The 19,806-nt window shown below is 57.2% G+C and carries 18 protein-coding genes and 1 pseudogene; 3 read left to right on the top strand and 16 right to left on the bottom strand.

Annotated elements, in window-relative coordinates; genetic code table 11:
- Positions 1 to 984: a Gfo/Idh/MocA family oxidoreductase gene (locus VGM48_RS03260; RefSeq protein WP_331576282.1), complete on the top strand. Its 984-nt coding sequence runs from the start codon at positions 1 to 3 to the stop codon at positions 982 to 984.
- A 21-nt stretch (positions 985 to 1,005) separates the two neighbouring features.
- Here the strand turns inward: VGM48_RS03260 and VGM48_RS03265 are convergent, their stop codons facing one another.
- From VGM48_RS03265 to VGM48_RS03320, 12 genes and pseudogenes are all read right to left on the bottom strand, one after another.
- A complete protein-coding gene (locus tag VGM48_RS03265; RefSeq protein WP_331576283.1) occupies positions 1,006 to 2,037 on the bottom strand; it encodes a GntR family transcriptional regulator in 1,032 nt (343 codons plus the stop codon).
- Between the two features lie 107 nt (positions 2,038 to 2,144).
- A pseudogene (locus tag VGM48_RS03270) lies at positions 2,145 to 2,261 on the bottom strand (Ca2+-dependent phosphoinositide-specific phospholipase C); the annotation flags it as partial.
- A gap of 31 nt (positions 2,262 to 2,292) precedes the next feature.
- Positions 2,293 to 3,018 carry a LutC/YkgG family protein gene (locus VGM48_RS03275; protein WP_331576284.1) on the bottom strand — a complete coding sequence of 242 codons (726 nt, stop codon included), beginning with the start codon at positions 3,016 to 3,018 and terminating at the stop codon, positions 2,293 to 2,295.
- A complete protein-coding gene (locus VGM48_RS03280; RefSeq protein WP_331576285.1) occupies positions 3,015 to 4,394 on the bottom strand; it encodes a lactate utilization protein B in 1,380 nt (459 codons plus the stop codon). Before VGM48_RS03280 ends, VGM48_RS03275 begins: the two co-directional genes overlap by 4 nt.
- Positions 4,391 to 5,116, bottom strand: a complete 726-nt coding sequence (locus VGM48_RS03285) for a (Fe-S)-binding protein (protein WP_331576286.1) — start codon at positions 5,114 to 5,116, stop codon at positions 4,391 to 4,393. Before VGM48_RS03285 ends, VGM48_RS03280 begins: the two co-directional genes overlap by 4 nt.
- Before the next feature lie 5 nt (positions 5,117 to 5,121).
- On the bottom strand, positions 5,122 to 6,459 hold the full coding sequence (locus VGM48_RS03290; protein ID WP_331576287.1) for an FGGY-family carbohydrate kinase: 1,338 nt from the start codon (positions 6,457 to 6,459) through the stop codon (positions 5,122 to 5,124).
- Complete coding sequence (locus VGM48_RS03295) at positions 6,456 to 7,730, bottom strand: sugar isomerase (RefSeq protein ID WP_331576288.1); 1,275 nt, start codon at positions 7,728 to 7,730, stop codon at positions 6,456 to 6,458. The genes VGM48_RS03290 and VGM48_RS03295 overlap by 4 nt, the downstream gene beginning before the upstream one ends.
- Positions 7,727 to 8,041 carry an L-rhamnose mutarotase gene (gene rhaM / locus VGM48_RS03300; protein WP_331576289.1) on the bottom strand — a complete coding sequence of 105 codons (315 nt, stop codon included), beginning with the start codon at positions 8,039 to 8,041 and terminating at the stop codon, positions 7,727 to 7,729. Before rhaM ends, VGM48_RS03295 begins: the two co-directional genes overlap by 4 nt.
- A gap of 19 nt (positions 8,042 to 8,060) precedes the next feature.
- Positions 8,061 to 10,151 carry a bifunctional aldolase/short-chain dehydrogenase gene (locus tag VGM48_RS03305; protein ID WP_331576290.1) on the bottom strand — a complete coding sequence of 697 codons (2,091 nt, stop codon included), beginning with the start codon at positions 10,149 to 10,151 and terminating at the stop codon, positions 8,061 to 8,063.
- A gap of 6 nt (positions 10,152 to 10,157) precedes the next feature.
- Positions 10,158 to 11,237, bottom strand: a complete 1,080-nt coding sequence (rhaT, locus tag VGM48_RS03310) for an L-rhamnose/proton symporter RhaT (RefSeq protein ID WP_331576291.1) — start codon at positions 11,235 to 11,237, stop codon at positions 10,158 to 10,160.
- A 211-nt stretch (positions 11,238 to 11,448) separates the two neighbouring features.
- Positions 11,449 to 11,883 (bottom strand): nuclear transport factor 2 family protein, encoded by a 435-nt coding sequence (locus tag VGM48_RS03315; RefSeq protein ID WP_331576292.1) that lies wholly within the window; start codon positions 11,881 to 11,883, stop codon positions 11,449 to 11,451.
- Positions 11,884 to 11,912: 29 nt separating this feature from the next.
- A complete protein-coding gene (locus tag VGM48_RS03320; RefSeq protein WP_331576293.1) occupies positions 11,913 to 13,247 on the bottom strand; it encodes a sugar porter family MFS transporter in 1,335 nt (444 codons plus the stop codon).
- Positions 13,248 to 13,299: 52 nt separating this feature from the next.
- Here VGM48_RS03320 and VGM48_RS03325 point away from each other — a divergent pair, with 52 nt between their 5' ends.
- Entirely contained in the window at positions 13,300 to 14,331 is a 1,032-nt protein-coding gene (locus VGM48_RS03325; protein WP_331576294.1) for a LacI family DNA-binding transcriptional regulator, read from the top strand.
- On the opposite strand, the gene VGM48_RS03330 is transcribed toward VGM48_RS03325, so the two are convergent.
- The 3 genes from VGM48_RS03330 to VGM48_RS03340 are packed head-to-tail and all read right to left on the bottom strand — an operon-like array spanning position 14,328 to position 17,265.
- The gene (locus VGM48_RS03330; protein ID WP_331576295.1) at positions 14,328 to 15,620 is read right to left on the bottom strand and encodes an MFS transporter; all 1,293 of its coding nucleotides are present in this window, start codon (positions 15,618 to 15,620) and stop codon (positions 14,328 to 14,330) included. The two genes, VGM48_RS03325 and VGM48_RS03330, sit on opposite strands and share 4 nt — an antisense overlap.
- Positions 15,621 to 15,651: 31 nt before the next feature.
- Positions 15,652 to 16,482: a 5-dehydro-4-deoxy-D-glucuronate isomerase gene (kduI, locus tag VGM48_RS03335; RefSeq protein ID WP_331576296.1), complete on the bottom strand. Its 831-nt coding sequence runs from the start codon at positions 16,480 to 16,482 to the stop codon at positions 15,652 to 15,654.
- Between the two features lie 18 nt (positions 16,483 to 16,500).
- A complete protein-coding gene (locus tag VGM48_RS03340) occupies positions 16,501 to 17,265 on the bottom strand; it encodes an SDR family NAD(P)-dependent oxidoreductase (RefSeq protein WP_331576297.1) in 765 nt (254 codons plus the stop codon).
- 108 nt (positions 17,266 to 17,373) lie between these two features.
- Between VGM48_RS03340 and VGM48_RS03345 the strand changes: the two genes are divergently transcribed.
- The gene (locus tag VGM48_RS03345; protein WP_331576298.1) at positions 17,374 to 18,405 is read left to right on the top strand and encodes a LacI family DNA-binding transcriptional regulator; all 1,032 of its coding nucleotides are present in this window, start codon (positions 17,374 to 17,376) and stop codon (positions 18,403 to 18,405) included.
- Between the two features lie 9 nt (positions 18,406 to 18,414).
- On the opposite strand, the gene VGM48_RS03350 is transcribed toward VGM48_RS03345, so the two are convergent.
- Positions 18,415 to 19,806, bottom strand: a 1,392-nt coding sequence (locus VGM48_RS03350) for a GH39 family glycosyl hydrolase (RefSeq protein ID WP_331576299.1), incomplete at its 5' end; no start/stop codon positions are given.

The following is a 19,806-nucleotide window of genomic DNA, read 5'->3' on the forward strand; positions in this document are numbered from 1 at the left end:
ATGAGTACTACGACTTCATGGGGGATCATCGGTCCCGGAAAGATTGCGAAAAAATTTGCCACTGCGTTGGGGATGGTGGAGGGTGCGAGTCTGCGGGCGGTGGCGTCGAGGGATGCGGCCCGATCGGCGGCTTTTGCTTCCGAGCATGGGGCAGCGGTTTCGTATGGGTCGTATGAAGAACTGGCGGCGGATCCAGGTGTTCAGGCTGTTTATGTTGCGACGCCGCATGGGTTTCATGCGGAGCATGCGATCCTGTGTCTGAAGCATGGGAAGGCGGTGCTTTGTGAGAAGCCGATGGCGTTATCGGCGCGGCAGGTGACGGCGATGATCGCGGCTTCGCGGGAGTCGGGGGCGTTTTTGATGGAGGCGATGTGGACGAGGTTTATCCCTTTGATGAAGTCGGTGATGGAGTTAGTGGATTCCGGGAAGATCGGGGTTATCAAGTACATCCGAGCGGACTTTGGGTTTCTCGCGCCGTTTAATCCCGAGGGGCGGCTATACAACATGCGGCTGGGTGGCGGGTCGCTACTGGATATCGGCATCTATCCCTTGTATCTGTGTACGCAGTTGATGGGCAGGCCTTCGCGGGTCTTGGGGGCGGGCGACCTTTCACCGACGGGCAGTGATGTCACCAGTCATGCCATCCTGCAATATGGGGAGGGCCGATCGGCTGTGATCAGCAGCACGCTGGCATGCCAGACCTCGCTGACGGCGGAGATCGCGGGGACGGAAGGGATGATCCGCATTCCGACGCCCTGGTATAAGAATGTCCGGTATGAATGGGGGCATAGCGTGGATACCCTGCAGGTGGTAAGCCTGGAGCCGATGGTGAATGGGTTCGAGTACCAGGCCCGTGAGGTGATGGAGTGCCTCCGGCGGGGGTTGGTGGAGAGTCCGATGATGCCGCATAGCTTCAGCCTGATGATGGCGGAGATCATGGATGATATCCGGGGGCAGATGGGGGTTAAATATCCGACGGAGTGAGTTGTTCGCCGGGATCGGCGGCTAGAGGGAATTACGGAGGGTGAGATAGAAGGGTACTTCTTCCTGGTTGTGGGTGTTTCCAAGGATCTGCCGGGCAGCCATGACGCCCATTTCGCGGAAGTCGGTGGAGATGGTGGTGATACCGTTGAGGATGATCTTTTTCAGCGGGGTCTCGTTGTAGGAGATGACGCCCACCTGACGGCCGACATCGAGTTTCAGGGAGATGATCCTTTCGATCAGAACGACGAGATCTTCTTCCATCAGATTGATATAGACCTCGCCCTCGCCGATGGGTTCGTCGGCGATGCTGTGGACGACTTTATAGGTAAAGGCATATTCCTGACAGAAGCGGCTGCAGCCCTGGAGGATCTCCATGGGATGATAGGTGTAGCCGGGGAAGATGATCTTTATCGTGTGGTATTTGCTTAGCTGTTCGCGGGCGCGTTCGAGGGCGGAGTAGATATCCTGTTCGAAGTTTTGGTATACGGCCGCATATTCCCCGGTGATGCCGGGTATTTTTTTGTCCAGCAACAGCAGTTTGTCTTTTGGGAGGCTGTTGATGATGTCGGAGGCCCGTTCGCCGCCTTCGAGGAAGTGCGGGATGATGACATAGTGAGAGTAATCCTCTTTTCTGTCGGCGAGCAATTTTTTGAAGAGGCCGAAATCGTTGTTATAGATATAGAAATCGACGACGGTGTATTCACCGAGGGAGGCGATGAGTGCGTCGTAGAGGATCTTTTTGTGGGCGCTGAGTTTGTTGAAGAGAAGGAAGATGCGCAGGGTCTGGTGAAAGTCGGTGTTCTGGATGAAGTAGCCCTTGCCGGGTACGGAGCCGAGGACGCCCATCTTTTTCAGATATTTATACCCTTTTTCCGCGGTGTCGCGGGAGATCTCGAGCTCATAGCTGAGTTCGTTGATGGAGGGCATCAGATCGTTTTTCCTGATGTTCCCGTTCTCTATCGCTTTGAGGATGGAGTTGGTGAGTTGCAGGTATTTTGGGGTGGCGGCATATTCATCCACCCTGATCCAGTCGAAAATGTTGGGGTGCTTCATGCGAAGCGGCAATATAAGAAAAAGGGCCCGATTAATCGTCAAAAGTGATCGGGCCCCTTTTTGCATCATGTCCGGCAAATATAATTTGCCGGGGACCAGTAGCTGCGCTACTGGTTTTTTCGCATGTAGGTTCCGCCGTCAAAGTTGACGATGTAGTCGGAGGCGAAGAATTTGCTTTTGTAATAATAGTCGGTGGTGATGATCTGGGCGCCGGAGGCGCAGGCGGCGAGGAAGCTGGTTGAGCATAGGTTACTTTTAAAAGAACCCGGCGTCGGAGAGGTTTTCGTCGAGGAGGAAGACGGTGAGGCTGCGGGGGCCGTGGGCGCCGAGGACGAGGGACTGTTCGATGTCGGCGGTTTTGGAGGGGCCGGCGATGAAGGTGGCGAAGCCATACGGAGCTTGGGGGGCTTGGGGGGAAGTCGGATGGGCGCCCAAGTCAGAGGGGCGCCGCCGGTCCGACGGGTTGGCCAGCGCTTCAGTTTCGAGTTCGGCGATGCGGTCGTAGGCCTGGTGCATGGTGGGGACGATGGAACTGCGGGGGATGATGAGGGCGAGGTTTTGGGTGATGAAGGGGAGGGCGCGTTCGATCATCTGGGATTCGGTGATCCAGCAGGCGCCGTTCTCGGCCACGCCGAAATGGGCGGGGAGGATGGCGAGGTCGACGGTTTCGAAGGAATGGGGGTTGCCGGCGGTTATGGCGGCGAGTGCGGCGGCGGCCGATGAGGCAGCGGCAAAGGCGGAAAGTTGAGGACAGCTGGTGACGATGCGTTTTGCACCGGGGAATTGTTCGCGGAGGATCGTTGCGATGCGATCGTAGCCGGATACGAGGAAGGCGGCGCCGCCGATGGCTTCGAGGATGGTTATGAATTTGGGAGTCAGGTCTTCGGCAGGGGCGACTGAGCCGTTGTGGTGGGGCGGCAGGTCGCGGGGTTCGGGTTGGTTGGCCTTGACGGCGGCAAGGATCTTATCGCGGCTGTTCATGATCTTTTGTTTTTCTTATACCACTGACCAAAGGATTCTTTTGGAGGCTCGGGCAACTCGCGCTGGAGATACCAGGCGTTTAGCTTATTCTTTACCGTGAACGGGACGTTTAGCATGAACCAGCGGCCTGCCTTGCCGGCGCTGTGGTAGACGCCGGGATTCGACAGGACCCAGGTCATCGTCTTCATCGCGGCGGTTTTCGCGGCGGGGGCGTTGCCAGCCTGAACGATCACCTGGCGCCATTTATAAAGTTGCTCGTGGATATCGATCTTTACGGGGCACACATTGGAGCACGACCCGCAGAGCGTACTGGCAAACGGAAGGTCGGCGTATTTTTTCATATCCAGATTCGGCGAGAGGATGGACCCGATGGGACCGGCGACGGCCGTATGATAGCTATGGCCGCCGCTACGGCGGTAGACCGGACAGGTGTTGAAGCAGGCCGCGCAGCGGATACATTTCAGACTGTTGCGAAAGTCCTTGCGTCCGAGGTGGACGCTACGGCCGTTGTCGACGAGCACGATGTGCATCTCCTGGCCCGGTCGCGGCCTTTTGAAATGGCTCGAATACGTCGTGATCGGCTGGCCGGTAGCGCTGCGGGTGAGCAGCCGAAGGAAGACTCCGAGATGGCGGCGCTGCGGGATGAGCTTTTCGATGCCCATGCTGGCGATATGGACATCCGCGAGATGGGCGCCCATATCGGCATTGCCTTCGTTTGTACATACAACGAATTCACCCGTCTCCGCAACGGCGAAATTGACGCCGGTGAGGGCCACCCGGCGGGTAAGGAATTTCTCCCGCAGATGGAGGCGGGCGGCATAGGTCAGCAGCTGCGGATCGGCGTTGCCTTTTGGCGTACCCAGATGTTTATGAAACAACTCCCCTATCTCCTCCTTTTTCCAATGGATGCAGGGCAGGACGATATGACTTGGCGGCTCTTCGGCCAGCTGGACGACGCGTTCGCCGAGGTCGGTGTCGACGACTTCGATGCCGTTGTCGTGGAGATGCTGGTTGAGATGACATTCCTCGGTGAGCATCGATTTGCTCTTCACCATCTTATCGACCTTATGGTTGCGCAGGATAGACAGGACGATATCGTTGTGTTCCTTTGCATCGGCCGCCCAATGGACGACGATGCCGTTGCGCGTGGCTTCCTCCTCGAACTGTCGAAGGTATCCGCTAAGGTTGGACAGTACGTTGTCCTTGATCCGCGAGGCGGTATCCCGCAGGATCTCCCAGTCGGGCACCTGCGCGGCGGCCCTGTCCCTTTTTGCACGAACCCACCAGAGGGTCTCGTCATGCCAGTCCACGCGGGGTTCGTCCTTGTTGAAGTCCGCGGCCAGCGCGGGGTGATCCTTATGGTTGGAGCTGCTCATAGCCCGGTCTTGCTGTTTAATATTTCTGCGATGTGTTTTACCTGTACGGGGCTTTTCTGCCGCCTGAGGATCCCTTCCAGATGCATCAGACAACTCATATCCGAACCGGTGATGACCTCGGCGCCGTGTTTGCAGTGATCCACCACCCTATCCTTTCCCATCTTCACCGATACGGCTTCTTCCACGACGCAGAAGGTGCCGCCGAAGCCGCAGCATTCATCCTTGCGATCGAGATCGATGATACTGATGTCGCGGACCATGTTCAGCAGTTGCATGGGTTTTGAGAAGGGAGGCGCCATCAGTTCGCTCATCTGTGCGAGATGGAGGCCCCGCTGGCCGTGACAGCTTTGATGAAGGCCGACCTTATAGGGGAAGCTGGCGTCGAGATGATCGATGTTGAGGACGTCTGTCAGGAATTCGACGAGTTCGAAGATCTTGTCATGGAGGCCGGCATGCTCATGGGAGTGTTCCTTGATGTGCAGGACGCAGGACCCGGATGGAGAAACGATGTAGTCGAATTCGCTGAAGTTTTTGACGAAGAGATCGGTACATCCGCCGGTGAGGTGTTCGAACCCGGAGTTGGCCATGGGCTGGCCGCAGCAGGTCTGATCGGGAGGATAGATAACTTCGCAGCCGCATTTTTCCAGCAGCTCAAGAGTCGCTATGCCTACCTGTGGATAAAACTGGTCGACATAACAGGGAATAAAAAGGCCAACGCGCATGATCCTTATTTGTAATATTTTAATTCTATAATATCACCCGGCCGGGAGCGGCTATTCCAGTGTTCGTGGATCGCCAGGGCCGCACCGATGGCCGTCGCCTGTGGGATGGACGCTGCGAAGACCTCGATATCGGGGAAGGCTTCTGCCAGCAGGTGCATGTATACCTGGTTCTTCCCAAAGCCTCCGTCCACGAAGATACGCCTGACATCGGTATCGTGCAGCACTAATTCCGTAGAGGCAACCTGTTTTTCCATGATGTCGAGCATCAGCTGGTGATACGCCTGCTCGAAGGTTGCGGGTTCACGCTGGGGGTTTGCCCTTAGCTGGTGAACGGTGATGGGGTCGTAGGCGACGGTTGCGGCGGCGGAGGGGTTTATGTTGAACTCGGCGGCGAGGCGCTGTACCTGTTGCTCGTGTTCGTAGCCGGCGAAGAGGCGGGAGGCTTTGACGGGTTTCCCCTGGTAGCTCATGTAGGAGAGACAGTCTTTTTGGAGTTCGGCGACGGTGAGGGGGGAGTTGTTGAAGGGGTTCATCGAGATGCACCAGGTTCCGGTGGAGATCAGAAGAAAAGGTTCGCGGAAGCTCTCGAAATAGGGGATCATGGCGGCCGAGCTGTCGTGGAGGCCGATGCCGCAGAGCGGAATGCGGGCACCGCCGAGCGGAATTTGGGTGCCGGTAGTTGCGGGTTTGCCCGAATTGGGGTAGTCCGCTGTTGCCAGGACGCTGGTCGAGGCGAGAATGGGGGCCAGCTTGTCGATGATCCCTTCCCGGTAGACCCATTCGTGATAATGTTGCTGGGAGAAATTCCACAGGTTGGTATGACAGCCGATGCTGGTGATATCGGAACAGGGGGTTCGGGTGAGCAGGTAGCTGAGGTATTGCGGGAGATGGAGGGCGTATCGGATCTTTTCGAAGAGTTTGGGTTGTTCTTCCTTTATCCGGTAGAGCTGCATTCCTGAATTGAGACTGCCGAGTATGGGTGAGGCGGTAAGCATCGAGAAAGTCACCTCGCCACCATGGGCGGCATAGAATTTTTGTTTCAGCCCGTCAGGAAAGGGTTTGAGATAATTATACAGCGGCGCTACGGGCTTGCCCTCTGTGCCGACATAAACGAAACTGGCGCCGTAGGCCGAGAAATTGATGGCCTTTGGCTTTAGCTCCGCGGGGATGGCGGCGAGGGATTCCCAGACGAAGGCGGTGAGTTGCTGCAGGTCTTCACAGGACTCACCATCCTCATCGACGGTTTGCTCACAGGTGCAGGACCGTTGCCAGACGATGTTGTATTGCTCGTCGAAGAGGAAGAGTTTTTTATTCGTTTTACCGATGTCGAAGATCGCGATCATAATCCTGTGGCTACGGCGCCGGCGCCCCGTTCTTTTGTAAGGTGTTCGCGTATTTTTTCCTTGCGGTACAGCGTCAGCGGGTCGAGGGCGGCGCCGGCGCGGAGCCGGGCTTCGGCCACCAGTGCACGGACGTCGGTGCGGAAACTGTTTTGCAGGATCTCCTGGGTGGCGACGGTATCGTTGGATTGTTGGGCGGCGACGAGCTGTTGGCGAGGCACCAACAGTGCCTGGGCATAGGTCAGGAGGATGGCTTCGACGGATTGCAGGAGGTCTTCCAGCGGATCTTTCACGTTGTGGGAGGCGTCGATCATCCAGCCGAGGTCGCGGGTATGGTCCATCCCGCGGGCGTCCATGCCATCCACCAGCTCGTTAAAAATGAGGAAGAGCTGATAGGGCTTTATGCTGCCGACCGTAAGGTCATCATCGCCATATTTGGAATCGTTGAAGTGGAAGCCGCCGAGCTTTCCTTCCATCAGGAGGAGGGAGACGATCTGCTCGATGTTGGCATTTGGCAGATGGTGGCCCAGGTCGACCAGGGTATAGGCTTTCGGGCCGAGTTTGGAGGCGTAAAGCAGGGATTGCCCCCAGTCGCCTACTGTCGTGGAGTAGAAGTTAGGTTCGAAGGCTTTGTATTCGACAAACATCTTCCAATCGCCGGGCAGGGCCGAGTAGATCTCCTGCAGCCCTTCGAGCGTATTCTGAAAGGCCTGGCGGAAATTCAGCTGTCCGGGGAAACAGGAGCCGTCGGAGAGCCATACAGTGAGCGAATCGGAGCCGAGCTCTTTGCCGTAGTGGATCACTTCGATGTTGTGATCGATGGCCTGGCGGCGGACCTCTTTGCGGACGTTTTGAAGCGAACCGAATTTATAGCTATGCTTCTGGCCGGGCTGGTCCTGGAAGGTATTGGAGTTCATCGCGTCGAAGCGAAGACCGTGCTGTGCCGCCAGCGCTTTGATCGCCGCGGCATTGCGGGGGATATCCCAGGGGATATGAAGGGAGATGGCGCCGCTGCTTTGATTGAGGGCATGCAGGAGGCCGACATCTTCGATCTTTTCTTCGAGGCTGCGGGGTTCGCCGCCGCCGGGAAAACGGCCGAAGCGGGTGCCACCGGTGCCGAGGGCCCAGCTGGGGATAGCGACCTGGAAGGCCATGAGTTTATTTATCACCGACTCCGCGTCGGGGAGGCCGGCCATGACGAAGTCGAGGCGGCGGCGATGCTCTTTCAGCAGGGAGTGGTTGTGTTCTTCGAGCTTGTATTTTTCGAGTCTCATGATAGGTAGAATACTTCTTTTAACGGTATTGTCACCGGTGAATGATCGGGGTTGGACTCCATGATATCCTGCATATAGCTCCACCAGCGCTGCATCACCGGGTGGGCGGGGAGGCTGTCGAGCTGTTTGGGGTCGGCAATCTGCAGAACGGCGAACAGCGTCAGGGATCGCTCCTCCAAAAATATCGAATATTCGCGGATGCCGGTGTCGTGCAGCAGGGTTTGCAGCTCGGGCCAGAGGGCTTCGTGCCGGCGGTGATATTCTTCTTCGAAGCCCCTGTGGAGCTTCATGGTAAAAGCAACGCGTTGCATGGTGGTACCTTTTAACGGTTTAGCGGACGAAGGCCATGGCCACACCGCCGTCCACGTTCAGCATGTTACCGGTGGATTTATTCATCAGGCCACCTACGAAGACGAAGCAGGCGTTGGCGATGTCCTCCGGCAGGATGATCTCGTTGAGCAGGGTGCGTTTGGCATAGTAGGCCGGTAGTTCCGCTACCGTGACCCCATAGGCTTTTGCCCGGCCTTCCGCCCATGCGCCTTCCCAGATCTTGCTATCGGAGATGACGGCATCGGGGTTGACTACGTTGACACGGATCTTGTCAGGTCCAAGTTCGGCGGCGTTCAGCCGGCTGAGGTGCAGCTGCGCGGCTTTTGCGGAGCCGTAGGCTGCATTGTTCGGGCCGGAGACGAGGCCGTTCTTGCTGACGATGTTGAGCACATCGCCGCCGATCCCCTGTTTGCGCATGGTTTCCACCCCGGCCTGAGTGACGAGGAACTGGCCTTTTACCAGTACGTCATAGAGGATATCCCAATCTTTTTCGGTGTGGTCGAGAATGGGTTTGGAGATGGACAGACCGGCACAGTTGACGATGATGTCGACGCCACCGAAGGCGAGGGCCGCGGCCTCATAGACCTTCCGGATGCCTTCGGCGTTTGTAACGTCGAGGATCTCGCCGATGAAGGTATCGCGGCCGTATTGCTGCTGAAATTCTTTCCTGGCCGATTCGAGGCGTTGCTGGTCATTGTCATTGATGATGACGCAGGCGCCTTCGTCGGCAAATTTTTTGGCGATGGCTTTACCGATGCCGCCGGCGCTGCCTGTCACCAGGGCGATGCGGCCGGAGAGGGCTTTTGGCTTCGGCATGCGCTGGAGCTTTGCTTCTTCCAGGAGCCAGTATTCGATGTTGAAGGCTTCCTGACGAGGCAGGGAGGTATAGGAGGAGACTGCTTCGGCGCCTTTCATCACGTTGATGGCGTTGATGTAGAACTCTGCCGCTACGCGGGCCGTCTGTTTGTCTTTGGAGAAGGTGAACATGCCGACGCCGGGATAGAGGATGACGACCGGGTTGGGGTCGCGCATGGCGGGGCTGTTGGGATGTTTGCAGGTGTTGTAATAGTCTGCATACATCTTCCTGTAGCTCTCGAACTGGGGGGCGAGGTCTTCGGGCCGGGTTCCTTCGAGGACGAGGGGGCTGATCTTTGTGCGGAGGAAGTGATCGGGGCAGCTGGTACCCATGGGTGCGAGGCGGGCCAGGTCGTTGGAATTGATGAACTCCAGGACGCGGTCGTCGTCGGTGAAATGGCCGATCATCTTTGTCTTCGAGGAGCAGAAGCCGCGCAGAACGGGGGCGAGGGCTGCTGCTTTTGCCTTGCGTTCTTCCTTCGGCAGGGACTGGATTCGGGCGCCGCCGAAGACGGGTGCTTTTTTCCCGATATGGTCTTCGAGGTATTGCGCGCAGCGTTCGATGACCTCGAGGGTGTTGATGTAGCTTTCGTAAGCGGTGTCACCCCAGGTGAAGAGACCGTGGGAGCCGAGCATGATGCCGCGGATGCCGGGATTTTCGTCGAGGCATTGCCGGAGTTTGAGGCCGAGGTCGAAGCCGGGACGCTGCCAGGGCACCCAGCCGATCTTTCCGCCGAAGAGTTCTTTTGTGATCTTTTCGCCGTCTTTTGCCGCGGCGATCGCGATGGCGGCGTCGGGATGCAGGTGGTCGACATGCGCGAAGGGCAGGAAGCCATGGAGGGGTGTATCGATGGAGGGCGCTTTCGAGTTGAGGTCGTAGATGCAGTGATTAAACAATTCGACCATCTCGTCTTCGTGTTTGATCCCGCGATAGACGTTCTTGAGGCTGAGCAGGCGATCGACGTAGAGCGCTGCGAGGCCGCTGCGTTTGAGTGTGCCGAGGTCGCCGCCGGAACCTTTTACCCACATGACTTCGGTCTCCTTTCCTGTCAGCGGATTTTTTGCGATGGCCTTGCAGGAGGTGTTGCCGCCGCCGTAGTTGGTGAGGCGGAGATCGGCGCCCAGGAGATTCGAACGGTATATGAGTAAAGCTACTTCATCCCCGGCGAGCTCAGCGGCTTTCTTTTCATCCCACAGATAGCTTACGTGTTTGAATTTTGTTGTAGTAACAGACATATTCTTTTATTTTAGTGAGTTCCCGTAGCCCACCAGCCATACGGATAAGAGGATGGCCAGGATGCCCAACAGGATGGTTGTTCTTGTTTTTGTACTTACTCCTTTCCATTCCTTCAATGCGAAACCCCACATATTGGCTACGAGGATGATAAAGGCCATATGGAGGATCCAGCTGCTCGCGCCGTTGCCGAGGCGGCTCTCTCCCATCCCATAGAAGAAGAATTGGAGGAACCAGATGGTGCCGGCCAGCGCCGAGAAGAAATAGTTATTCAATAGCGGAGACTTCTTATTGACGTAGTCGCCGAAGGTTTTGTTGCGTGCGTTGAGGATCATGCACCAGATGAAATTGGTGGTCAGACCGCCCCAGAGCAGGACGACGTAGGTGACGTTGTTCTGGTAGAGGAAGTTCGTGGTGGCGTCGGGGTGGGCGGCTTTCCAGATATTGTTTGCCGCCTGGGCCATGGGTGAGCCGGCTTCGATGCCATAGTTGAAACAGGCGCTGAGGATGCCGGAGATGATGCAGACGACGAGTCCCTTTGTCAGGTTGAACTCTTTTATGCTTTCTTTCTTTTTTTCTTCGGGCAGTTCGCGCTCCTTCAATACGCCGGCGCGGCCGCAGATGTAGATGCCGAGGAGGCAGAGGGCGACACCGGCCAGGACTATGCGACCCCAGTTAGTCGACAGGAGTTGGTGAACGGTGGTTTTGCCGGGTGTGGGCACGAAGTTGTAGTAGATGGCGGGGACGAGGGCGCCAAAGGCCGAGGTAAATCCGAGGAGGACCGAGTTACCGAGGGACATGCCGAGATAGCGCATACCGAGGCCGTACATGAGACCGCCGATGCCCCAGAGTAGTCCCCAGAAAAAAGTCCATGCGATGGTTGCCGTAGACGTTTGGCTGATGATCGCGCCGAAGTTGGGGATGGTGAGCCACGCTGCCAGCGGTGGGACGATGAGCCAGGAGAAGAGGCCGCCGATGATCCAATAGGACTCCCAGGACCAGCCTTTTACCTTTTTATAGGGGATATAAAAACTGCCCGATGCGGACCCGCCGATGAAATGGAAGAAAATGCCGAAGAGTATTTGCATGTATACCGCTGTTTTTCAATATGGCTATAAATCGCGAAGATCCAGATTGCCAAATGTAGGGGGGAATAGCGGGAGAACCGTCATGTACTGTCATGGAAATCGGACGGGCGCCAAGACAGAGGGCGCCACCGGTCCGATGGGTGGGGACGGGGGCCGGGCGCCCGGGTTGAAGGGGCGCGGCTTATGGGTCACCGGGGGTCGGCGCGGCGGGTCAGGATTGGACCTTTACTGCCTGGCGGGCGAGGAGGCGCCATTGGCCTTTTTGTTTGAGCCAGACGAGGAGGATGGAGAGCTTTGTGCTGCCGGGTTTGCCGCCGTCGTTGGTGGTGGCGGAGAGGGTGTGGCGAACCCAGGCGGTGTTGCCGACGACCTTGATGGTTTGGTTGGTGAGATCGATGGTGACGAAGTCGGAGGATTTATTGAGGAGGGCTGTTTCGAAGGCGGTTTTGTCCTGGAGGTTGCCGTTGGAGTGGCCATAGGTCAGTTCGTCGAGGACGAGGGCGTCGAGGGTCGTCTTGTCGGGTTCGATGAGCGCTTTGCGCAGGGATTCGACGGCGGAGGCGACGGCCTGTTCATCTTTTGACTGGGCGAAAACGGGTGCGGCGATGATGGAGAGGAGCAGCGTGGATAAGAGCATGATACGCATATTTTGTAGTTTTTGAGTCGTTTTTTTTATTAAGAGATGCCGAGATCTTTTTGAATTTCTTCGAGGGTGCGGCCTTTTGTTTCGGGCATGAAGCGCCAGATGAAGATCAGTTGGAGGACCATCATGACGGCGAAGAAGACGAAAGACGCTCTGCCGCCTTTACTGTTACCTTCTACTATGACGGGGAATACGGTGGTGATGATGGCCGCCATGACCCAGTGGGTACCGCTGCCGAGGGAGCCGCCCTGGGAGCGTACGGAATTGGGAAAGATCTCCGAGATGAAGACCCAGATGACGGCGCCTTGCGAGAAGGCGAAGAAGGCGATGAAGCCGATGAGATAAAGCAGGAGGTTACTGTTGGCCGTGGGATGGCCGGTCAGGGCTTCCGTGGGGAAGGCTCCGGCCGTAAGGCTGAGGAACAGGATCATCCCGAGCGAACCGATGATCAGGAGGGTTTTGCGGCCGAATTTATCGATCACGGACATGGCCAGCAGGGTGAAGAAGAGGTTGGCGACGCCGATATAGATCGGCTGGCTGAAAGATTGACTTTTGTCAAACCCGGCCATCTGGAAGATGCGGGGGGCGTAGTAGAGGATTGCGTTGATGCCGGACAGCTGGTTGAACATGGCGAGGAGCATTGCATATAGGATGGGTTTGCTGTAGCGGCCCTGGAAGAGGGACTCGCGGTGTTCTTTAACCGAATCGCGGATGGTGCTGACTGCAGCGGCCAGGTTGGTCTCGCCGAGTCTTGTCAGGATGGGAAGGGCTGCCGATTCTTTATTATTGAGGATTAGCCAGCGGGGGCTTTCGGGGATGGCGAAGAGGAGGATGGCGAAGAGGACGGCGGGCACAACCATGACACCGAGCATCCAGCGCCAGGCGTCGGTGAGTTGAAGGTGGGTGAAGAGATAGTTGGTGAGATAGGCGACCATGATGCCCGCGACGATATTGACCTGGAAGGAGCCGGCGAGGCGGCCACGGAGGCGGGCGGGTGAGATCTCGGAGATATACATGGGGGCGATGACGGAGGAGGCCCCAACGGCCAGACCGCCGAGGACGCGAAAGCTGATGAACCCGGCCCAGGCGGTGACGAAGGCGCAGCCCAGGGCAGCGACGATGAAGAAGATGGAAATGACCTGCAAGGCCTTTTTACGACCGTACAATCTCGCGGGGGTGCCGGCGAGAATGGCGCCCAGGATGGTGCCGAAGATACTGGATGCGACCGTGATGCCCTGAGTGATCTTGTCGAGATGCCAAAGCTGTTCGAGGGTCTGTTCCGCACCGGAGATGACGACGGTCTCGAAGCCGAAGAGAAACCCGCCGAGGGCGGCTATCAGGGCTATGCGCACCGGGTAAGAAAGCATTGGCAGACAATTTATTGATTCACCGAAAATAAGACTAATTTTAATTCAGGACATGAAGTACGAAGCTATTACCATTAAAGATATTGCCAAGGCCCTGGGACTGTCCACGTCCACCGTGTCCCGGGCATTGCGAGGCAGCTACGAGATCAGCGCGGAGACACGGAAGCTGGTGCTCGAATACGCCGAAAAGCTCAACTACCGGCCTAACCCGATAGCCCTCAGCCTAAAGGAGAAGCGCAGCCGGTCCATCGGGATCGTCGTTTGCGAGATTGCCAACAACTTTTTCTCCCAGGTGATCAACGGGATCGAGTCCGTGGCCTATAAAAAGGGGTACTATGTGATCATCAGCCAGAGTCATGAGTCCTTTGAAAGAGAAGTCGCCAACACGCAGTATCTCGCTTCCCGGAGCGTGGACGGCTTGCTGATCTCCCTGTCCACGGAGACGACGGACCTGTCGCACCTGAACAAACTGCATGATAAGGGGCTGCCGATCGTGTTCTTCGACCGGATCACCGAGGAGATGACGACGCATAAGGTGATCGCCAATAATTTCAACGGTGCTTACCAGGCTACGGAGCATCTTATCCAAAACGGGTTCAAGCGCATTGCCCACCTCACGATATCCCAGCATCTGTCCATCACCAAGGAGCGGCTGGCGGGCTATAAGGCGGCGCTGGCCGATCATCATCTTCCCTATGAGGAGTCGCTTGTCAAGTATTGCAAGTACGGCGGGCTTATCGGTGGCGAGACGGAAGAGGCTGTCGACAGTCTGCTGGGGTTGAAAAAACGGCCGGATGCCATCGTTGCGGCCAGCGACAAGCTTTCCACGGGATGTCTGGCTGCATTGGCCAGGCGGAAGGTGCGGGTGCCGGAGGAGATGGCGATCGTCGGGTTTACCAATTCGCTGCTGACCGATATCTTTCACCCGGCGTTGACGAGTGTCCGGCAGCCGGCCTTTGAAATGGGGCAGGTGGCGATGGAACTGCTGATCGATATCATCGAGAGCAAGCACCCGGTCACCAAATTCGAAACGAAGGTGTTGAACACCGAGTTAACCGTACGATCTTCCAGTAAGAAGGCTTAGTCCAGCTGTACACGCGTTTGTTTTGGCGCGAACAGGTGCATGACGACCCAAGCGAGCAAATATGCCGATCCACAGATGAGGAAGATGATCGTATATCCCAGGGTTTTATTACCGTGTTTTGTGAAATAGTCGAGCAGCATCCCAACGGAGGGCTGAAAGATGATGCCGCCGATGGAGCCGGCCATTCCGCCGATGCCGGTGATGGAACTGACGGCTCTTTTGGGAAACATATCGGAGGCCGTGGTGAAGATATTGGCGCTCCAGGCCTGATGGGCTGCCGCCGCGAGGCTGATGAGGGCCGTGATCATCCACATATTCGACAGATAGCCGGCGAAGACGACGGGAACCACGCAAACGGCGAAGATGAACATTACCGTTTTCCGGGCTTTATAGACGGGCCAGCCTTTGCGGATGAGATAGCCGGAGAGGTAGCCGCCGCCGATGCTGCCTACTGTCGTGCAGGAATAGATGACGACGAGGGGCCAGGTGATCTTTTTTGTATCCTGGTGGAAGACATCGTGGAAATAGCCATTCAGCCAGAAGAGATAGAACCACCATACGGGGTCGGTGAGGAATTTCCCGAATACGAAGGCCCAGGTCTGGCGGACCCCGAGGAGGCGGCGCCAGGGTACGCGGGCACCCCCCACAGCGGGATCGGATTCGGTATCGTCGCTATGGATGTGGTCGTATTCCGCTTTGCTTAGTTTTCTTTTCCGGGAGGGGATCTCGTACATGAACCACCAGAAGAAGAGCCAGATCAGGCCCAGGGCGCCGGTGGCGATGAAGGCCATCTGCCAGCCATAAGCGGCCAGGATGAGTGGCACCATGATGGGCGCCACCACGGCACCGATGTTGGCACCGGAATTAAAGATCCCGGTGGCGAGGGCGCGTTCTTTTTTCGGGAACCATTCGGCTACGGCTTTGATCGCGGAGGGGAAGTTACCGGCTTCACTAAGCCCGAGGGCCGAGCGGGCGATGGTAAAGCCCGTTGTTGCTTTTGCCAGGGCATGGCCCATGGCGGAGAGGCTCCAGCCGATGATGGAGATGGCATAGCCTACCTTGGTCCCTACCCTATCGATGATGGCGCCGAAGAACAGCAGGCCGGCGGCGTAGAAGAATTGAAAGATCCCATTGATGGCACCAAAGGTGGTGTCGTTCCATCCAAAGTCATGTTTTAAAGTCGGTTCCAGCAGGCCGATCACCTGGCGGTCCATATAATTGATCGTGGTAGCGAAGAACAGGAGTGCGCAAACGGTCCATCGATACCGGCCTGTGGGAGCGTTAGACATGTGGATTCTATTAGGGATTGAATATAGTCAATTATCGGATATCGGGGATGTTCACGAGATCCATATCCGTATAGGTATAGTTCTCACCTGCCATGCCCCAGATGAAGGAGTAGTTGCTGGTGCCGCAGCCCGAGTGGATGGACCAGGGTGGTGAGACGATGCCCTGGCAGTCGGCGACTACGAGATGGCGGGTCTCCTGTGGCTGGCCCATAAGATGGAACACGCGCTGGCCTTCCGGGACATCGAAATAAAAATAGGCTTCCATCCTACGGGTATGGGTATGTGCGGGCATCGTATTCCAGACGCTGCCTGTCTTGAGGATGGTGAGGCCCATGACGAGCTGACAGCTGCGGATGCCTTCGGCGTGGATATATTTATAGATGGTCCTGGCGTTGGAAGTGTCCGCCGATCCGGTGGTTACGGGGAGGGCTTTTTCTTTTGGCAGGTACTGCACGGGATGGGCGGCGTGGGCCGGGGCGGAGAGCAGGAAGAAGAGTGCGGGTTCGTCGGCGTGTTCGCTTTCGAAGACGATCTTCTTCACTCCTTTGCCGGCGTAGAGGCAGTCGAGCTTATTCAGATCGTAGGCGGTGTCATCGGCGTGTACCCTACCCTTTCCGCCGACGTTGATGATCCCGAGTTCGCGGCGCTGGAGGAAGAAGTCGGCGCGGAGTTCGGGGTGGGTCTCGAGGGAGAGCTTTTGGTTTACGGGGCATGCGCCGCCGAGGATAACGCGGTCGTAATGGGTATAGACCAGGCGGATCGCGTCGGGCTGCATGAGGCGTTCCGTGAGGAAGGCATCGCGCAACTCGTCCGTTGTCATGCCGCGAACCTCTTTTGGGCTATGTTCGAATCGTATTTGCATATCTGTTATTTCTGTGATTTATCTTCCCATCCAGCCGCCGTCGACGGTGAGGATGGTGCCGTGTACATAATCTGCCGCGGATGAGGCCAGGAAGACGGTCGGTCCGCGGAAGTCGTTGGGGTCGCCCCAGCGGCCGGCCGGGATGCGATCGAGGATGGTCTTGCTGCGTACGGGGTCATTGCGGAGGGCTTCGGTGTTATCGGTACTGATATAACCGGGTGCGATGCCGTTGACGTTGACGCCGTGAGAAGCCCATTCGTTTGCCAGGGCTTTTACGAGGCTGGCGAGGGCGCCTTTGCTGGCTGCATAGCCGGGGACGGTGATCCCGCCCTGGAAGCTCAGGAGGCTGCAGGTGAAGATGATCTTCCCGCCCCGGCGCTCCACCATCTCCTTCCCGAATTCGCGGGCGAGGATAAAGGCGGCGTCGAGGTTGATGGATAGCACCTTGTCCCAGAATTCGTCGGGGTGTTCCGCCGCGGGTTTGCGGAGGATCATGCCGGCGTTGTTGACCAGGATATCGACGCGGGGATGGGCGGCTTTCACTCTTTTTATGAAGTCATAAAGGGAAGTGCGATCGGTGAGATCGGCCTGGAAGGCGGAGAACTTACGGCCCAGGGCGAGGACGTCTTTTTCGATGGCGCTGTCGCTGAGCGGGAGGCTGGCGGAGACGCCGATGATGTCGGCGCCGGCTTCGGCCAGTCCCAGGGCCATGGATCGACCGATCCCTTTGTTCGCACCGGTGACCAATGCGATCTTTCCCTTCAAATTAAACAGATCAGACATAATGATTTAATCGACTATATTTGACAAGTGTACACCCTAATTATTAGATGAAAGGGTTGATCTTCAACTTTTTTTACGAAAACGTTTGCGCGGAGTCATTCCTATCACATGAAATTTGAGGCCATTACCATAAAAGATATTGCCAGGGCATTAGGTCTGTCGGTATCGACTGTTTCAAAAGCGTTGCGGGGCAGCCATGAGATCAGTGAGGAGACGAAAAAGCATGTGCTGGCTTATGCGGCCGAGCATAATTACAAGCCTAACCCGATTGCCCAGAGTCTGAAACGCGGGCGGAGCAAGTCCATCGGGGTGATCGTTTGCAATATCGACAATAACTTCTTCTCGGCGGTGATCAATGGGATCGAGTCGGTAGCCCGGCAGAAGGACTATAACGTCATCATCACCCAGAGTCAGGAGTCCTATGAGCGGGAGATTGCCAACAGCGAGCATCTTTCTTCGCGCTCGGTGGATGGGCTGATCATCTCGCTTTCGGCGGAGACCAAGCGGGTGGATCATCTTATCAAATTGCACGATAAGGGGTTGCCGATGGTGCTCTTTGACCGGATAACCGATGAGATCGCCACGCATAAGGTCATTGCCGATAATTTCAAGGGGGCCTACGAGGCTACGCGGCATTTGCTGGAACAGGGGTTCCGGCGGGTCGCCCATATCACCAGCAGCGGCAGTCTGTCCATCACGCTGGAGCGGTTGGATGGATATAAGAAGGCGCTGGCCGATGCGGGGCTGGCCGTCGATGAGCAGTATATTAAATTCTGCCCCCATGGCGGGATGCTCCCCGACGAGACCCGTCAGGCGCTGACCGAACTGCTGGAGATGCCCAACCGGCCCGATGCGATCTTTACCGCCAGCGACCGGCTTAGCACGACCACGCTTAGCCTGTTGAGGAAGATGAAGATCGAGGTGCCGGATCAGATCGCCCTGGTGGGTTTTACCAATTCCATCTCCGCGGATATCTTTCATCCTTCGCTGACGTCGGTAGTGCAGCCGGCGAAGGAAATGGGGCAGGCGGCCACCGACCTGTTGATCCAATTGATCGAGGCCAAGCGGCCGGTCACGGAATTTCAGAAGCTGGTGCTGGACACGCAATTGCAAATCAGGGATTCGAGTCAGCGGCGGTGAAGCGGCGGGTTAGAATTCGAGTTTCAGCAGGGATACGGCGTGGCGGGGAAGGGTGACGGATATCGTGGCGGTTGTTTGCGTTTGCGGTAGTTGTTGCAGCTTGCCGGCGGCTTCCAGCTCGCGGTATTGCGTTGTCGTCGGGTTTTGGGGTGAGCCCATTTTTTTCCATTGCTCGTAGGAGTTGCTGTGGCTATCGTCGATGCGATACTCGGTGAGCTTTATCTTTTTCGCGGGCAGGTTGGCGATAGTGAGCGTTCTTGTTTCCGCGGGGCCGGGGAGGTCGTCGTCGGTATAGTTCCAGACCATGATATAAAGAGCATGTTTATCCGCGGTGACGAAGGCGTTGTCGACGGGGATGCGGTTGCCGTGCATGAGGCCGTACATGCGGAAGACGTTCAACACGGGTTTATCGATGCCGTTTGTCGCGAGATCGCGAAAGCCGTCGAAATATTTCTGATCCTCGAATTCGAAGGCCCAGCTCATGGCGGCGGCGAGGTTGACCTGCATGCTGTCGGCGATGGTGGCGATGCGGGCGAAGGCGGCGGCGGTGTAGCTGGAGTACATGGTCCCGTTGCGATAGGCGTTCTCGGGATTGGTGGCCATGCCGCAGGCGGCGCAGCCTTCGGGATCGCATTCGGTGATATAGATGGGGAGATTGCTGTAGGGCGAGGCTTTTACGATGGCGAAGCCGGCGGTAACGTCGTTCAGTTGGGGGACCCTATTCATGCGTACGTGGCCGTCGACGATCTTCGGGCTGCCTTTTGCGTGGAAGCTGATGAAGTCGAGCGGTGTTTTTGTGCTGTCGCAGTGGGCGAGGAATTCGCGGAGCCAGCGGCCGGCGTTGTTGCCGTGTGGGCCGGTGGTGGCGGGGCCGCCGACATGGGCGGAGGGAAGCGCTTTTTTGACGGCCCTGGCCGTGTAGTCGTAGAGTTTGAAATATTCTGCTTTTGTTCCTTTCCAATAGCTTATATCCGGTTCGTTCCAAACTTCCCAGAGCCAGGTGTCGACCTCTTTTTGGCCGTAGCGTTGAACGCAGTGGCGGACCCAGGTTTCGATGAGGGTGGCCCATTTATCATAGTTGGTGGGTGGCCAGGCCCAGCCGGTGTAGATGCTGTCATAGCGGACGCCGGGTTTCCAGTGATGGCGATAGGGTTCGGGGTGGGTGGAGAGGGCTTCGGGCATGAAGCCGATCTCGGCGAGGGGTTTCATGCCGCGCTGTACGTAGGTGTCGAAGATGCTGTCGACGATATGCCAGTTGTAGACGGGGTTGCCTTGGGCGTCTTCGGTGTAGGCGTTGGTGGAGCCCCATTTGAGGGCGGCGGTGCCGTCGCCGGTCGTGAGGAGGTTGTGGCAGCGGACATAGACGGGGGTGGGACGGCTGAGTCCGGCGAGTTCGCCAAG

The sequence above is a fragment of the Puia sp. genome, assembly GCF_036500295.1.
Taxonomy (GTDB): Bacteria; Bacteroidota; Bacteroidia; order Chitinophagales; family Chitinophagaceae; genus Puia.

What these genes read in the sequence shown, in the direction of transcription:
- VGM48_RS03280 (WP_331576285.1), bottom strand. Translation starts at nt 4,394, where the DNA reads ATGAGCAGCTCCAACCATAAGGATCACCCCGCGCTGGCCGCGGACTTC.
- VGM48_RS03285 (WP_331576286.1), bottom strand. Translation starts at nt 5,116, where the DNA reads ATGCGCGTTGGCCTTTTTATTCCCTGTTATGTCGACCAGTTTTATCCA.
- VGM48_RS03340 (WP_331576297.1), bottom strand. Translation starts at nt 17,265, where the DNA reads ATGTCTGATCTGTTTAATTTGAAGGGAAAGATCGCATTGGTCACCGGT.
- VGM48_RS03275 (WP_331576284.1), bottom strand. Translation starts at nt 3,018, where the DNA reads ATGAACAGCCGCGATAAGATCCTTGCCGCCGTCAAGGCCAACCAACCC.
- VGM48_RS03295 (WP_331576288.1), bottom strand. Translation starts at nt 7,730, where the DNA reads ATGAGACTCGAAAAATACAAGCTCGAAGAACACAACCACTCCCTGCTG.
- kduI (WP_331576296.1), bottom strand. Translation starts at nt 16,482, where the DNA reads ATGCAAATACGATTCGAACATAGCCCAAAAGAGGTTCGCGGCATGACA.
- rhaT (WP_331576291.1), bottom strand. Translation starts at nt 11,237, where the DNA reads ATGCAAATACTCTTCGGCATTTTCTTCCATTTCATCGGCGGGTCCGCA.
- VGM48_RS03325 (WP_331576294.1), top strand. Translation starts at nt 13,300, where the DNA reads ATGAAGTACGAAGCTATTACCATTAAAGATATTGCCAAGGCCCTGGGA.
- VGM48_RS03345 (WP_331576298.1), top strand. Translation starts at nt 17,374, where the DNA reads ATGAAATTTGAGGCCATTACCATAAAAGATATTGCCAGGGCATTAGGT.
- VGM48_RS03315 (WP_331576292.1), bottom strand. Translation starts at nt 11,883, where the DNA reads ATGCGTATCATGCTCTTATCCACGCTGCTCCTCTCCATCATCGCCGCA.
- VGM48_RS03265 (WP_331576283.1), bottom strand. Translation starts at nt 2,037, where the DNA reads ATGAAGCACCCCAACATTTTCGACTGGATCAGGGTGGATGAATATGCC.
- VGM48_RS03305 (WP_331576290.1), bottom strand. Translation starts at nt 10,151, where the DNA reads ATGTCTGTTACTACAACAAAATTCAAACACGTAAGCTATCTGTGGGAT.
- VGM48_RS03330 (WP_331576295.1), bottom strand. Translation starts at nt 15,620, where the DNA reads ATGTCTAACGCTCCCACAGGCCGGTATCGATGGACCGTTTGCGCACTC.
- VGM48_RS03260 (WP_331576282.1), top strand. Translation starts at nt 1, where the DNA reads ATGAGTACTACGACTTCATGGGGGATCATCGGTCCCGGAAAGATTGCG.
- VGM48_RS03320 (WP_331576293.1), bottom strand. Translation starts at nt 13,247, where the DNA reads ATGCTTTCTTACCCGGTGCGCATAGCCCTGATAGCCGCCCTCGGCGGG.
- VGM48_RS03290 (WP_331576287.1), bottom strand. Translation starts at nt 6,459, where the DNA reads ATGATCGCGATCTTCGACATCGGTAAAACGAATAAAAAACTCTTCCTC.
- rhaM (WP_331576289.1), bottom strand. Translation starts at nt 8,041, where the DNA reads ATGCAACGCGTTGCTTTTACCATGAAGCTCCACAGGGGCTTCGAAGAA.